This is a genomic window from Enterobacter sp. Taxon_8 (assembly GCF_058354585.1).
This window is the reverse complement of the sequence record NZ_CM177989.1, coordinates 3583343-3597381: the sequence shown is the minus strand read 5'-3', so window position 1 is coordinate 3597381 and position 14039 is coordinate 3583343. Positions and strand designations below refer to the sequence as shown.

The window sequence follows — 14039 nt, the reverse complement described above, 5'->3', positions numbered from 1 at the left end:
TTGATTATCAATCGTCTAAATGATTTTGGGCCATAAACGACCGGACAACCATTTCAACCGTATCTAATCTTCCTGTCAATCTCAGCCTGGGGTTTTCCGAACAGGTATCCCTGCACGAGATCGCAGCCAAGCGCCTGAAGACGTTCAAGCTGCGCTTCGGTTTCAACACCTTCTGCAATGACCCGCATGTTGAGGCTTTTCGCCATGCCGGTAATTAACTTAACGATATTAAGGGCATCATCCTGCGTGGATATCGGATTCACAAAGGATTTGTCGATTTTTATTTTATCGAAATTGAGTTCGCTCAGTCGTGAGAGTGACGAATAACCCGTTCCGAAATCATCGATAGAAATTTTTACACCCAGCGCTCTGAGCTTTTTGAGAATAGTGATCGGCATGTTGCTGTCACTGAAGAGTGACGACTCCGTTACCTCTAACTCAAGTCGGCTAGCCGGTAACCCAGTCTCTTTCAGGATGGACTGCACCATCGTTGTAAAAGATTTATTACCTAACTGAATAGGCGAAACATTTACAGAGATCCTTGCCGGAACGGCCCAGGAAACTGCTTCCCGGCAGGCAAGCTCAAGCACGGTTTTGCCGATCTGATTGATCATCCCCGTTTTTTCAGCGACGGAAATAAAATAATCAGGGGCAAGTATCCCCCTCACCGGGTGTATCCAACGAATAAGCGCTTCATAGCCGTAAATGTCATTGCTGAATGAATCGACAATAGGCTGGTAATAAACAACGAATTCACGGTTATCGATCGCCAGTGCCATATCATGTTCAAGAGTTCTGCTTTCCTGCAACTTTTGCAGCATCCATTGACGGAAAACTTTTATCTGCTGTGAACCCTCTTTTTTGGCTTCGTAGAGCGCCAGATCGGCAAATTTATAAAGATAATCAGAGCGTCGTTCATTATCAGATAAAACGATACCCACGCAGGTGGCGATTTTTATCAGCTGGTTATTTATCGTGTAGGGCTGGCTAATATGCTCGCTGATTTCTTTGGCGCGTGAAACGGCAGCAGTTTCGGTGAGTCCACTCGACAGAAGGGCGAACTCGTCTCCGCCTAAACGGTAAAACGTATCCGTTGCGCTGCTCATCGAGGTCAGCCGTCTGGATACCTGATTCAACAGCAAATCTCCCGTATCGTGGCCATAGGTATCGTTGACCTCTTTGAACCGGTCTAAATCAAATAACATCACCGTGACGGGGACGTGATTTTTATCTGCCTGAATATTAATTTTGTTGAGATCGTCCCAGAAGAAAAGGCGGTTTTTCATGCCGGTGAGGGAGTCATGATAAACATCGTATTCCAGCTTCGAGTTCTGAATTTGCAGTTTTTCTTTTGATATTTGAAGTTCATCAGCCAGGCTTTTGACCTGCATGTGTGCTTTCAGAATGTTTTTATTCTGGTAGATCATTAGGAAGCCAAGAATAAAGCTTAAAATCACCAGGAGCAAAGAAAGTGCGGAATAAATATAATACAGTATTTGTATTTTGTTGTTGGATTCATTAACAGTGTTAATATCTTTTGTTAATGCCGTTGCAGATAACTGGCTGAGCGGTGCATCGAGCTCATGCATATTTGTCAGGTATGCCTTTAACTCCGGATGGCCCATTTTTTCAAGATGACTATCGAGATAGGTCAGTATTTTTTCTAAGCGTAAAGCCAGCTCCTGATGCGTTTTATCGCTGTCAATGTAGCGACCTAAATCTCCCCCCTTCATTAAATCGGCCTGGCTAAGCATAATTTCGAGGCGCATGCGGACCTGGTCTATCGTAACGTCATCGGTATCGGTTGCGTATAGACCAAGCCATGATTCAAAACGGTAATACTCTGATACCAGTTGTGCCACGGACCAGGACTCAGTGTATTGAGTCAGTTTTTGCAATTCCTGCTGTCGATCGTAAACAAGGAATGCAATATATCCTGTCGTGATAAAAAGAGAAAAAATGATACCAACCAGTATCCTGTTCATTATGTTCTCCTGAACGACTACTCAATCTTCATTTTGCTAACCTGCCATGCTGATCGTGAGTAATAAATCTGATTATTCAACTCAGGAAGACTGTCATAGGGGTATACAATGAACGATGGGCCTTTATCGCGGATGCGCATATATTCGCCATTGACCTTTAAGGCAAGTATGGCGTTGTATTTTTTAAAGTCGTTGAGAGGGATGACGGTTGAGTAATCATTGAGCGCAATAACATTAACGTTTGTACCTTTTGCACCCACATAATCCATGAGCTTGCTCATTGGAACACCCTCAAACTTCGTACGACCGTTATACCAGGGGGAGGTCGTCTCGAAACTCACTACTCCGAGTTTTTCAAGGCTGGCGAGATCAAACACTGCTTTTCCATTTTCGTTGGTATTTTCTATATTACCGTAAATCGTTAAAATGGGTTTACCAACTGGTTTTGGCAGGTCGCCAGCCCAGGTTACACTTTGTACAAGACAGCATAACAGCAGTAGGGTTAATCGCATTTTGACCTCCACCTTTTTAACGTAAGTATAAGAATTATAATTTAGATATCACACGAGTTGATATATTTTGTTGGGAAGTAAGGGGTTTTATCGCTTTTATTGATATAAACTTATTTTAATCAATGAGTTAGGTGTTGCAGGTGGCAGGGTGTTTGATACTCAAGCGACGCTTAACTTTTTGATAAAAGCTAAAATTGCGGGCATAAATGCTCTTCTGTTTAAAAAATAATCGCTTTAATTGATTGATATTAACTTCCACGACAATTTTTGGATGTCCGTGGCTTTTTGGGACGCGAATCTGGAGACTAAATACGCGCCCCGGTTGTGTCCGTAGTTTCAGGATGACGTTGATAAGCGAGGACACGAACATTCAGATTGTGCGTATCCCATACCGCTTTGCTTACTTGAGGCCATCCTGGGTGGCCGCCGCCGACTTACCCCCTTTCGCCATGCTGGAAAACACTGCGTCCCGGTAGATCCATGCATGAACGAGTGCCGCAGAGAGATGGACCAGCACCACAGCAAAAAGCAGCTTTGCCAGAAGGCTATGGGCGTCGTGACACCAGGCATACAGTGTTGGACTGGCCGTGACAATCGCCGGCAGGTTGACGCCATCAAACATCACAATCGGCAGGCCTGCTGCCGACAGTTGCGCCCAGCCCAGCAGCGGCATTGCCAGCATTAGCGCATACAGCATCCAGTGTGATGCCTTTGCTGCAAGCACCTGCCAGACGGGCAAATCGGCAGGAAGTGGCGGCGTCCGGCTAAGAAGCCGGTTGACCAGACGCACCAGTGCCAGCAGTAAAATGGCGACACCCAGCGGCCGGTGCAGGTCGATTAACCAAATCCGGTGATGTAACGACGTCATCATCGCGACACCGATGAACAGCATCGCCAGGATCATCACAGCCATCAGCCAGTGCAGGCTTCGCGCCAGGATATTGAAATGCTGAGGCGCGTGCTCTCGCATATCTTTATTCGAACTCATTTTACCTCCTGCTTTTGCACGGCTTCGGTGGCCTTGCCGTAGCCGATTTCCCGCTCGCGGCGGCTGAAAGAGTGGGAGTAGGCAGCGGAGCGGGCGTTTAAGATGGGATCATCAGACACCGCAACGCCTGCTGGAACGACAGAAGGATCAAAGTTAACGTCGCGGCACGCGCCTGTGGATTGTGCTTCGACGCGCGTCACTTCCAGCGTGCCGGCCACCATCTTTTTGCGATCGTCCGGCCATGGCTGGGAAGGATCATCTACCGGATCGCCCGGCTGTGCGAGCTGCAAAACGTAATCCCAGTAGAGCGGCTTCTGCGCCAGGCGCTGACGCAGGTTTTCAAACAGGAAGTTGTCATCGGCTTTCTGTCGTTGCTCATCGCTTATCGACAGGAAAGGCTCGTGCGGACGCATCATCCAGCGAACGGCCTGGCGATCCCCCTGCGCGTTCACAAGGTAAAAGGCGTTAATGCTGTAAAACGTCGCGCCCGCGAAGCTGCCGGGCGCGGGTTTTTGTGCCGCCCATTTAAGATATTTCTCCGCCTCCGGGTACGCTTTTAAAAAGTCTTTGAGACGCTGCGGGTCCGGTTTTCCGGTGGCTGCATCAACAGCAGTGGCTTTTCGCAACGCCAGAAAACCCTCAGGGCTGTGCGTGGCGAAGAAAGGCTCGTTGTTCATCGCCATTCGCCATTGTTGCTTGTCATCTGTCTTCAGCAGCAGCGCCATGCTCAGGGTTTTGGTCGTACTATCCGGGGCATGCGGATCGCCGGTACCAATAGAGAATCGGCCCACCACGGGCACTTCCTGCTGCGAGAAGAGGCGGGAGGTTGAAAGGGAATCCGCCGAGCCGTTTGGCGTAAAGGTTCCGGCAAAGCAGATGCCTTTTCCATGCGCGCGACGAAAACCCGGCGGGAAGGGTTTCGGTGTTTCACCCACCAGTGCCTGGCTGACCGTGCGTGACCCAAGCCAGCCCGCCGTCCATGCAAAAGCAGAAGCCAGCGTACCGGCGACAATGGCGATAGCTGCCAGCGCGCCCCAGGTTTTTTTGGACCTCAAAACCAGTTTCGACATAGACGTTTTTCCAGAACAAAATACCATCACGTGTCATGCGCAACGTATCGTGCATGACATGTGGTAATACAGTGGCGAATATGGCTCGAGTATAGGAACTAAGGGGCGTAAAGAAAGAATATCACGAAAAGTTTAAATCTTTCCGCTGTCACAAAGACCGGATTACTCATCGTGTCGGAAATTTTGACCGAGTCGGTTACCCAGCGTGAAATAGTGGCGAAATATGTAATAGAGGGGGTTCCATTTCTCCACATTAAATTTTACACCTCTCTGAGTACGAATTAATAATGCTTCAGATATGTGGACGCAGGTTATCATGGCATCAACGGACACCAGGTTCTCTTGCGAACCGGTCAACGGCGATCTTCCACAAACTTTAGCCTCTATTTGTACAGGACACTCCTTAATTCTCAACGAGTTAATCGTTACCGCCTTTTCTTTGTGGAAATTTCCGCAGCTAAACTTGTCCTGTTCAAAAACATATCCCATCTTTTTCTTCCATTCCGGTGGTGATGCTTTCCCCGTTTTATCTGCGATAGCTTCAATATTCGGCCAGAGCCTGCTGTCCGGAATGTTCAGAACAATATCTTGGTTACTCGTGATATTTTCATAACACTTTCCTGAGGTGCCAAGCCCGAACACGATATTCCGGTCAAGGATCCACCACGACGAGATCGGGCTCAGGTTTGTTGAACCGTCAGGATTTTGGCTGGAGATAATGGCGACCGGTGTACCAAAATATAAAGAAGCAAAATCGACCTGCTGGGTTTTCATTTTTTATCCTCTGAGTAGCGGAGGCCCAGCCTACTTTCTGCAAACGTGCGTTACTTCGGTGAAGCGCGAAGTAAAACGCGCCTCACTACAATTCCCTGGAACGTAATCTTAACCACTTCCTTCTGAGCGGGAGAAAGACATCACGTGCAGCTTTTAAGGAAATAAAATCATCTGAAATTATGAGCCCATTTATGCTGGGCTACTGGTTTACCTGCTCTTATTTTTGTAAAGCACTGAGAGGCAAGCGCCACAAATCATAGCGTTCTTCTCCCGGTTTAACGGCTCCTGCGAAGTGGTCATTGAGGCGACTCGAGGTAAATACCAGGTCTCCGTTCGGACGGATTGCCGGCGTGTCTGGCCAGCGCACCTCTTCGCTTGCCGCAATCAGCGACATGGAAAGGCTCTCAGGATCGTATCTGACGATGCCATTGCGTGTGACATCGGTAATGTAGAGGTTACCTTTTACATCTGTCACCATTCCGTCGGTGTTGCCCCCCACGCTCCCCAGATTGCGGATCTGCCCGGCAATTTGCGCATCGGTTGACGCGGGCTGCCTCAGTATCGCAGTCGGTACCGCATAGGCGTGCGTGCCGGTTGTCACCGTCCAGTACAGCGTGCCCGCATCGGGTGAAAGCGCAATGCCATTGATACCTATCAGTAATGGTTTACCAGGCCAGACTTCAGTCCCGTGCGAGACGACGTTAACGCCAGGCTCAATCTGCAGCGCAGGATGACGATCGAGCACGCGTCGAGCCATACCGGCGGCGAAATCAACGATAATTAGTCCTACCTGGTTTTCAGGAGCACTCCGCGAGCCGCTGTCGGAGATATAGGCGACACGGCGGTTCTCATCGACAACCACATCATTAAGGAAACTTGCCTTGCGGTCCGCTACGCCGTCCAGGGCGATACGTTTAATGGTTCGGCCTGAACTGAGATCCAGCACGACCAGTTTTTGCGACCCCGCGGGGGACTCTGTTTCGCCTGCAACAAACCCCATGTCCAGCGCCCATAGCCAGCCGTTTTTACGGTCAATATAAAAACCGAGCACGTTACGCAGGCTCTGAGCGGGATCGGTGTTCACCGCATTCCCCTCGCGGGAGGGAAACGCCGTCAGGCGGGCAGGGCCGGACTGTACCGTTGTATCCAGAATGCTTAACGTGGCGGGTGCTGCGGCGGAAACCAGCCGGGGCGTGCTGACAAAGGCCCGGTCCTTTGCATCAAAGTGGATACCCGCAATAGGAGCATTGACCGAACCGGAGAACGCCGCCGGTATCTTTCCGTCTTGAGCGGTATCCCAGCTCACACCGGCATAGCTTCGCCAGCGATCCAGAGGCGCGTGGTTCGCCGCGTTGACAACACTCGGGAAAGAGAACAGCGCCGCCATTGCGATGGCGGGCAGAATAAGGGGGCGGTTGAACATTGACAGGCTCCAGTGGAACGTTCAGGTGATGAATGCTGGCCACTTTACTCATCGCCCAACGGGAGATAAATTAGCCAAATTGAAAAACATTTGTTCCTGAGAGAGCAAAATGAGCCGGAAATTCGATTACCTAGGCGACGTTGAAGTGTTCATTGCTGTGGTTGAACACGGCTCATTTACGGGCGCAGCGGTTGCCCTTTCAACCACCCCTTCGGTACTGAGCCGCGCGGTTACTCGCCTGGAGGCGCGTCTTGGACGACAGATGTTACAGCGCACGACCCGCCGGGTGGGGCTGACCGAAGCCGGACGCGTCTATCTTGAGCAGGCTCGCTCAGCGTTTTCTCTTCTCGATGACGCCGAACGCGTTGGCCGGGGTCAGGAGGGGGAGCTGACCGGTCGCGTGAGAATGAGTGTCCCGACCACCTATGCCCATTACCGCCTGCCGCCGCTGCTGGCGCACTATAATCAACGTTACCCGCGCGTACAGGTGGAGCTGAACATTACTAATCGCAACGTTGACCTGATCGCAGAGGGGTTCGATCTGGCGATCCGTCTGGGGCAGTTGCCTGACAGCGGGCTGGTGGCGCGTAAGCTGGAAGACGCGGCATTGCTTCTGGTCGCCTCTCCGGACTACCTGCATCGGAGAGGAAAGCCTCGGACGCTGGAAGAGCTGCAGCGCCATCAGTGCCTGCCGTTTATCATGCCGCGCACCGGGCGTATCGCCCCCTGGGTATTTCATGACGAAGGGCGCGATATTGACTGGATGCCGGGTTCAACTATCGAAATATCAGACGATGTACTCGGCGTGGTTTCGCTGGCGGAGCAGGGGATGGGGATCTGCCAGAGCTATGAATTTATCGTTCGCGACAGAATACAGGGCGGCCAATTAGTTGAGGTGCTGCCGCACCTTCAGGGACGATCGCGACCTTTCTCCGTGCTGTTTGCCCCGCACCGACGTCAGTCGGCAGCGACCCGGGCAATGATTGACCATCTGACCCGACAAGAATGACAAGGACGAGTCCACCATGAAAAAAGCGCGTTTTTCCTTGTGGATCCCTCTCATCGCGGGCGGGATAGCACTGATATCGGGTTTTGTGGTCTGGTCAGTCAACATTTACCGCGTGACATACCTTTCGATCCGCGGGGAGCAGTACCTTGCCTGTGGGACGTTGCTGCTGGCGCTGGTGCCGATGGTCTATTTCATCAGAAAGGGGAGACTGAAAGGTAAGCGACTTGCTGACGCGGTAAAAATCTACCTCGGCTTCTTTATTTGCAGCCTGCCGGTTGCCATGTTCGTGGTCTTTACAACGGCCTGGCTGCTGGAGGGGGACTATTCGGCCTGGAGCAAACCTTACCGGTATGAGTCCAGTACCCGCCACAGCTGCTCGGGTGCGGAAGTCTACGAGCCGGAATTAAAAAAAGAGATCCGCATCTGTAACCCGCAGGGTCACGTTTATTCCGATACCATCCTGTATGTGGAAAAGCGGAGCAATGCCCTGGGGATTGTGGTGCTTTGGGCTATCACGCGCGCCTGAACCGGGGAAAGTCAGGGCGCGAGAATCAGCGTCAGCCCGCCTCCAGCATCCCAAAACTCACAATCCGTGCGCGTCCCAGCTCTTTTGCCCGGTATAGCGCCACATCCGCAGCGCGCAGCAGGTTGTCGGTCTGGGCATGTTGTGGGTAGCTGGCAATGCCAATCGACACGTCCACCGGCCCAATCTCGGTCAGCCCGTAGCGAATCGACAGCTCATGCACGCCGGTGTAAATCTTCTGCGCGCAGGCGTACGCTTCTGCTTCATCGGCACCGGAAAGCAGCACCAGAAACTCCTCGCCCCCGTAGCGGAATGCCAGTCCGTTGTCATGTGCGGCCCGCTGAACAATTGACGCCACGCTTTTGATCACCAGGTCGCCCGCTTCATGGCCGAAACGGTCGTTGATGCTCTTGAAGTGGTCAATATCAATCATCATGCAGCTTAACGGTACGCCAGTGCGTATCGCCTGCGCCGTTTGGGTTTGCAGGGTATCTTCCAGATGATGACGGTTACGCAGGCCGGTGAGCGGGTCAAACAACGCTTTTTCCAGCAACGCGTCGCGCAGACGCTGGTTGGCCAGCGCCAGGCCGAGCGCCTCGGCCATCAGTTCCAGATACGCGCGAGAAGGGGCATTGTCCGCTGTGATATTCTGGAAGGAGAGCAGGCCAATGGCCTCGCCCTGAGCGATAAGCGGCACGCAAAGGGCGCTTTCCGCCTGGGATGGCGGAAGATGGTAGCAGGCGATATCCGGCTCGCCGTTCACCGGCGGGTGACTCTGCCCGCGACGCACGGCCCAGCACTCGTCCGGATGGAACGTCGTCTCTTCCCCAACCGGCGAGAGCCATTGCGCTACGCAGCGCATCTGCCACGGTTCGCGGTCAAGGACGTAGAGTCGGCCCGCGATCCCCGGCGCGATATTGGGAGCAAACAGCTCCGCCACGTTAATCACATCGTTAAAGTTCTCACACCCCTGCAGCCGCTGGGTCATGCGCGCCAGCAGCTCGCGGATGGCCCAGTCGGCATCGCGCTCTTTTTCCAGACGCTGCCGCGCCAGGCCGTTTTCACGAAAGATGCTGATGGCCTGTGCCATATCGCCTATCTCATCAATCTGGTTGAAATTGGGCGTTTCAACCGCGTAATCCTGGGATGCCAGACGGTGCACCACGTCGCTCAGGCGGACCACGGGGCGCAGCACGCGGCGTTTTAATATAAAGCCGAGCACAAACAGGAACAGCAGGGCGGTCAGGCCGACCGTCAGCTCAGAGGCGGTACGCAGCGCTTTCGATTTTTTTGTCGCCTCCTGAACGGCGGCGATGACGCGCTTATCGAGTATCTGGCGGAAGTGATCGAGTTGATTCTGCGCGCGCTCAAGCTCCTGCTCATAGGGCTGACCATAGAGCAAGGCTACGGCCTGGGCGTCTTCTCCGCGTTCAAGGCTGGCGAGGGCGGTTTGCTGTTCGTCCTGCAGCTCATCGACGATCTTTATTCCTTCATGCAGCAGGGCCAGTTCTTCATCCGATGCGCCATTATCCTGCAGCTTTTCCAGCCGAAGCTCGATGCGCTTCAGGCTGTTTTCTGCCTGGTTATATTCCTTGAGAGCCTGAGGATCTTTTTTGATGACGTACAGCCGTGCTAAATCAGACTGCGCCCAGATATCGGTTTCGATATCTTCCGTCAGCTGATCAAATTTCTGCCGTTGTTCAACGGCCTGGCGCTCGAGGTTATCCGCATTGGACGCCATCAGCATGATGATGCCGGAGGCGATGGTCAGGCAGACCGTGGCCCCATAGGCCCAGTTTGTTATCGTCGCGATTCGCACCAGATGATCCTTTTACGACATAAGTAGGATGGCGTTCTTCAAATTATAGAAAACGTCTGATTTAAGGCGAAAAAAAAGGCGGCTCAGTGCCGCCTGGTGTGGTCTTTATCGTCACGTCCTTACAAATCTGGAGGATTTTTTCCTTCTTCGATGAAGTCGGGGTCCAGCTCTTCGGCGTTACCTTCGTGATCGCGCCCTGAGAAGAGGTTCCAGCAGGCGATAAACAGCGCGGCAATGAGCGGCCCAATCACAAAGCCGTTAATGCCGTACAGCTCCATGCCGCCGAGGGTGGAGATCAGAATCAGGTAGTCCGGCATTTTGGTGTCTTTTCCGACCAGCAGCGGGCGCAGGATATTGTCCACCAGCCCGACGACGATCACGAAGAAACCGACAATAAACAGCCCCTGCCAGATCTGGTGCGTGGCGAACAGGAAGATTGCGGCGGGCACCCAGACAATCGCCGAGCCGATGGCGGGCACCAGGGAAAGGAAGGCCATCAGAGCGCCCCAGAGCACGCTGCCGTCAATACCGGCAATAGCAAACGCAATCCCGCCGAGGATGCCCTGAACAACCGCCACCGCCGCCGTACCTTTTACCGTGGCCCGCGACACGCCGACGAATTTGGCGAACAGTTGCTGCTTGGCGAAATCAGACAGCGGCAGAGAGTCGAGGATCTGGCGCACCAGATACGGGCCGTCTTTCAGCAGGAAGAACAGCAGATAAAGCATAATGCCGAAGCTAATCGCAAAGCCAAACGTGCCTTTGCCGATCAGGAACGCGCTGCCGGCGAGATATTGCCCGCCCTGTAGGGCGACATCGGAGAGTTTTTTCTGAATCTGCGCCGCGTTGGTCAGATTGTGGTCCGCCAGGAAGCCGCTGGCCCAGTCAGGCAGGTGGTTGAAGATGCTCGCCACCACTTCCGGGAACTGGGTATTGTTCTCCTGCAGTTTGGTGTAAACCACGTTCAGCTCAATGGCGAGCGAGGAGAGGATCACCATCAGCGGAATAAAGACGATCAGGCAGATAATACCGATGGTCAACAGCGAGGCCAGCCCGTTGCGATCCCCCAGCGCGGCGCGCAGCTTGTTTTTTACCGGATTGAAGATAACGGTCAGAATGGCGGCCCACAGAATGGCGGAGAAGTAGGGCGACAGCACGTCGAAGAAGGCCCAGGTGACGAGGGCGAGAATGAAAATAAAGAAACCTTTAGTCAGTCCATTAAAGCGCATAGTGATTCCTGGTAACGAATAAGCAGTGTCGACTATAGAACTGATTGTGAGAATTACCAACCCTTGCGCCGGGCAGTGTTGCGGTATGACTCCGCTCTTCACGGATACCACTTTCGACTGACCGAAGTTCGCCTTTTCCCGCACCATGCTGTAAGTATCTGCTTGCGGAGGTGCTTATGGCCTGGCGTCCGATTCTCTATGTGATCCTCACAACCCACCCCAGACTCAGCGCGCGGCGCGCCCGTTTGCGTCTGGTCATCTAGCTTTTTATTAACAATCGCGGTATAACACACCTTCTTTGGATGTTTAGATGTCCATACGTATAGAAGGTAATATGCAAACACAACAAGAAAATGGGCAGCTTAAGCGCACCATGAAAACACGCCACCTGATTATGCTCTCGCTGGGTGGCGTGATTGGGACAGGGTTATTCTTCAATACCGGCTACATCATTTCCACGACCGGGGCTGCGGGCACGCTGCTGGCGTACCTGATAGGCGCGCTGGTGGTCTGGCTGGTGATGCAGTGTCTGGGCGAACTTTCCGTAGCGATGCCGGAAACCGGCGCGTTCCACGTCTATGCCGCTCGCTATCTTGGCCCGGCGACGGGCTACACCGTGGCATGGCTCTACTGGCTCACCTGGACGGTGGCGCTCGGCTCGAGCTTCACCGCCGCGGGTTTCTGTATGCAGTACTGGTTCCCGCATGTGCCCGTCTGGGCGTGGTGCGTGGTCTTCTGCGTGGTGATTTTTGGCCTGAACGTCATCTCGACGCGCTTCTTTGCTGAAGGCGAATTCTGGTTCTCGCTGGTGAAAGTCATCACCATCATCGCCTTTATTATTCTGGGTGGCGCGGCGGTCTTTGGCTTTATCCCGATGCAGGATGGTTCACCCGCGCCGGGCTTAAGCAACATTACCGCCGAAGGCTGGTTCCCGCACGGCGGCCTGCCGATCCTGATGACCATGGTGGCGGTGAACTTTGCCTTCTCCGGGACCGAGCTCATCGGTATTGCGGCGGGGGAAACTGAAAATCCGCACAAGGTGATTCCGGTCGCGATCCGCACTACCATTGCGCGCCTCATTATCTTCTTTATCGGTACCGTGTTTGTGCTGGCGGCGCTGATCCCGATGCAGCAGGCGGGTGTGGAAAAGAGCCCGTTCGTGCTGGTGTTTGAAAAGGTCGGTATTCCTTACGCGGCGGATATTTTTAACTTCGTGATCCTGACGGCGATCCTCTCGGCGGCGAACTCCGGGCTGTATGCCTCCGGGCGCATGCTTTGGTCGCTTTCTAATGAGAAAACGCTGCCGCGCTGTTTTGCCCGCGTAAATAAAAACGGCGTGCCGCTGACGGCGCTGTCGGTTTCTATGCTCGGCGGCGTGCTGGCGCTGTTCTCAAGCGTGGTGGCGCCGGACACGGTGTTCGTGGCGCTCTCGGCAATTTCGGGCTTTGCGGTGGTGGCGGTGTGGATCAGCATCTGCGCGTCGCACTTCGTTTTCCGTCGTCGCCATCTGCAGTCCGGGCAGCCGCTCTCTGCGCTGCAGTACCGCGCGCCGTGGTATCCGCTGGTGCCGGTGCTCGGGTTTATCCTCTGCGTAGTGGCCTGTGTCGGCCTGTGGTTTGACCCAAGCCAGCGCATTGCCCTTTATTGCGGGATCCCGTTCGTCGCCCTGTGTTATGGTGCCTACTACCTGACCCGAAATATGACATCGCAGGAGCCTGAACATGTCGCAGAATAATCCGCTTACCGCCATCCTTGAAAAACAGCCGTTTGTGGTGCTGGATGGCGCGATGGCGACGGAGCTGGAAGCGCGCGGCTGTAACCTGGCAGACAGCCTCTGGTCTGCCAAAGTGCTGATGGAAAACCCGGAGCTTATCCGCGAAGTGCATCTGGATTACTACCGCGCGGGCGCGCAGGTGGCGATCACCGCCAGCTATCAGGCTACGCCTGCGGGCTTTGCGGCACGCGGCCTCGACGAGGCGCAGTCCCGGGCGCTTATTGGCAGAAGCGTGGAGCTGGCACGTAAGGCGCGTGAAGCGTATCTGGCTGAAAATCCGCATGCGGGCACGCTGCTGGTGGCGGGATCCGTTGGGCCGTATGGCGCGTATCTGGCGGATGGCTCAGAGTATCGCGGCGACTACGTGCGCAGTGCGGAAGCATTTACCGACTTCCACCGGCCGCGCGTGGAAGCGCTGCTGGACGCGGGCGCTGACCTGCTGGCCTGCGAAACGCTGCCCTCGTTTGCCGAGACTAAAGCGCTGGCGGCGCTTCTGGCCGAGTATCCCCGCGCCCGGGCGTGGTTCTCCTTTACCCTGCGGGACAGCGAGCACCTGAGCGACGGTACGCCGCTGCGTGACGTGGTCAGCGTGCTGGCAAACTCGCCGCACATTGTGGCACTGGGCATTAACTGTATCGCCCTGGAAAACACCACGGCCGCGCTGAAGCATCTGCAAAGCCTGACGCCGCTGCCGCTGGTGGTCTACCCGAACTCGGGCGAGCATTATGACGCGGTGACCAAAACCTGGCACCACCACGGCGAAGCGTGCGAGACGCTGGCGGGGTATCTGCCGCAGTGGCTGGACGCCGGCGCGAAGCTGATTGGTGGCTGCTGTCGCACCACGCCGAAGGATATTGCTGAGCTGAACGCGCAGCGCTGATGCTCTCACCCTGACCCTCTCCCACGGGGAGAGGGGAAAAAACGAACCGCACA

Annotated in this window: 12 protein-coding genes; 4 read left to right on the top strand and 8 right to left on the bottom strand. The window is 54.2% G+C overall.

Translation table 11 applies throughout. From position 1 onward, the window contains the following. Positions 1–53: 53 nt before the first annotated feature. The 6 genes from AC4IBF_RS17155 to AC4IBF_RS17130 all read right to left on the bottom strand — a co-directional run bounded on the left by AC4IBF_RS17155 (position 54) and on the right by AC4IBF_RS17130 (position 6752). Positions 54–1985, bottom strand: coding sequence for a putative bifunctional diguanylate cyclase/phosphodiesterase (locus AC4IBF_RS17155; protein WP_133293849.1), 1932 nt, complete (start codon positions 1983–1985; stop codon positions 54–56). 17 nt (positions 1986–2002) lie between these two features. Beyond that, a complete protein-coding gene (locus AC4IBF_RS17150) occupies positions 2003–2497 on the bottom strand; it encodes a putative pterin-binding protein (RefSeq protein ID WP_133293850.1) in 495 nt (164 codons plus the stop codon). Between the two features lie 400 nt (positions 2498–2897). Beyond that, positions 2898–3485, bottom strand: coding sequence for a cytochrome b (locus AC4IBF_RS17145; protein ID WP_143344737.1), 588 nt, complete (start codon positions 3483–3485; stop codon positions 2898–2900). After that, complete coding sequence (locus AC4IBF_RS17140) at positions 3482–4555, bottom strand: catalase family peroxidase (protein ID WP_143344738.1); 1074 nt, start codon at positions 4553–4555, stop codon at positions 3482–3484. The genes AC4IBF_RS17145 and AC4IBF_RS17140 overlap by 4 nt, the downstream gene beginning before the upstream one ends. Positions 4556–4717: 162 nt before the next feature. Further along, the gene (locus AC4IBF_RS17135; RefSeq protein WP_133293853.1) at positions 4718–5329 is read right to left on the bottom strand and encodes a flavin reductase family protein; all 612 of its coding nucleotides are present in this window, start codon (positions 5327–5329) and stop codon (positions 4718–4720) included. Positions 5330–5546: 217 nt separating this feature from the next. After that, the gene (locus AC4IBF_RS17130) at positions 5547–6752 is read right to left on the bottom strand and encodes an L-dopachrome tautomerase-related protein (RefSeq protein ID WP_325848720.1); all 1206 of its coding nucleotides are present in this window, start codon (positions 6750–6752) and stop codon (positions 5547–5549) included. A 109-nt stretch (positions 6753–6861) separates the two neighbouring features. Here AC4IBF_RS17130 and AC4IBF_RS17125 point away from each other — a divergent pair, with 109 nt between their 5' ends. After that, positions 6862–7761: a LysR family transcriptional regulator gene (locus tag AC4IBF_RS17125; protein WP_143344740.1), complete on the top strand. Its 900-nt coding sequence runs from the start codon at positions 6862–6864 to the stop codon at positions 7759–7761. Positions 7762–7777: 16 nt separating this feature from the next. Then, positions 7778–8287 (top strand): hypothetical protein, encoded by a 510-nt coding sequence (locus AC4IBF_RS17120; protein ID WP_143344741.1) that lies wholly within the window; start codon positions 7778–7780, stop codon positions 8285–8287. 31 nt (positions 8288–8318) lie between these two features. Here the strand turns inward: AC4IBF_RS17120 and AC4IBF_RS17115 are convergent, their stop codons facing one another. Together AC4IBF_RS17115 and AC4IBF_RS17110 are read right to left on the bottom strand one after the other, a co-directional pair. After that, entirely contained in the window at positions 8319–10103 is a 1785-nt protein-coding gene (locus tag AC4IBF_RS17115; RefSeq protein WP_111963464.1) for a diguanylate cyclase, read from the bottom strand. Positions 10104–10222: 119 nt separating this feature from the next. After that, positions 10223–11332: an AI-2E family transporter gene (locus tag AC4IBF_RS17110; RefSeq protein ID WP_491462977.1), complete on the bottom strand. Its 1110-nt coding sequence runs from the start codon at positions 11330–11332 to the stop codon at positions 10223–10225. Positions 11333–11666: 334 nt separating this feature from the next. Here AC4IBF_RS17110 and mmuP point away from each other — a divergent pair, with 334 nt between their 5' ends. Next, positions 11667–13067 (top strand): S-methylmethionine permease, encoded by a 1401-nt coding sequence (gene mmuP, locus AC4IBF_RS17105; protein ID WP_133293858.1) that lies wholly within the window; start codon positions 11667–11669, stop codon positions 13065–13067. Continuing rightward, positions 13054–13986: a homocysteine S-methyltransferase gene (mmuM, locus tag AC4IBF_RS17100; protein WP_288460672.1), complete on the top strand. Its 933-nt coding sequence runs from the start codon at positions 13054–13056 to the stop codon at positions 13984–13986. The genes mmuP and mmuM overlap by 14 nt, the downstream gene beginning before the upstream one ends. The last annotated feature ends 53 nt before the right edge of the window (positions 13987–14039 follow it).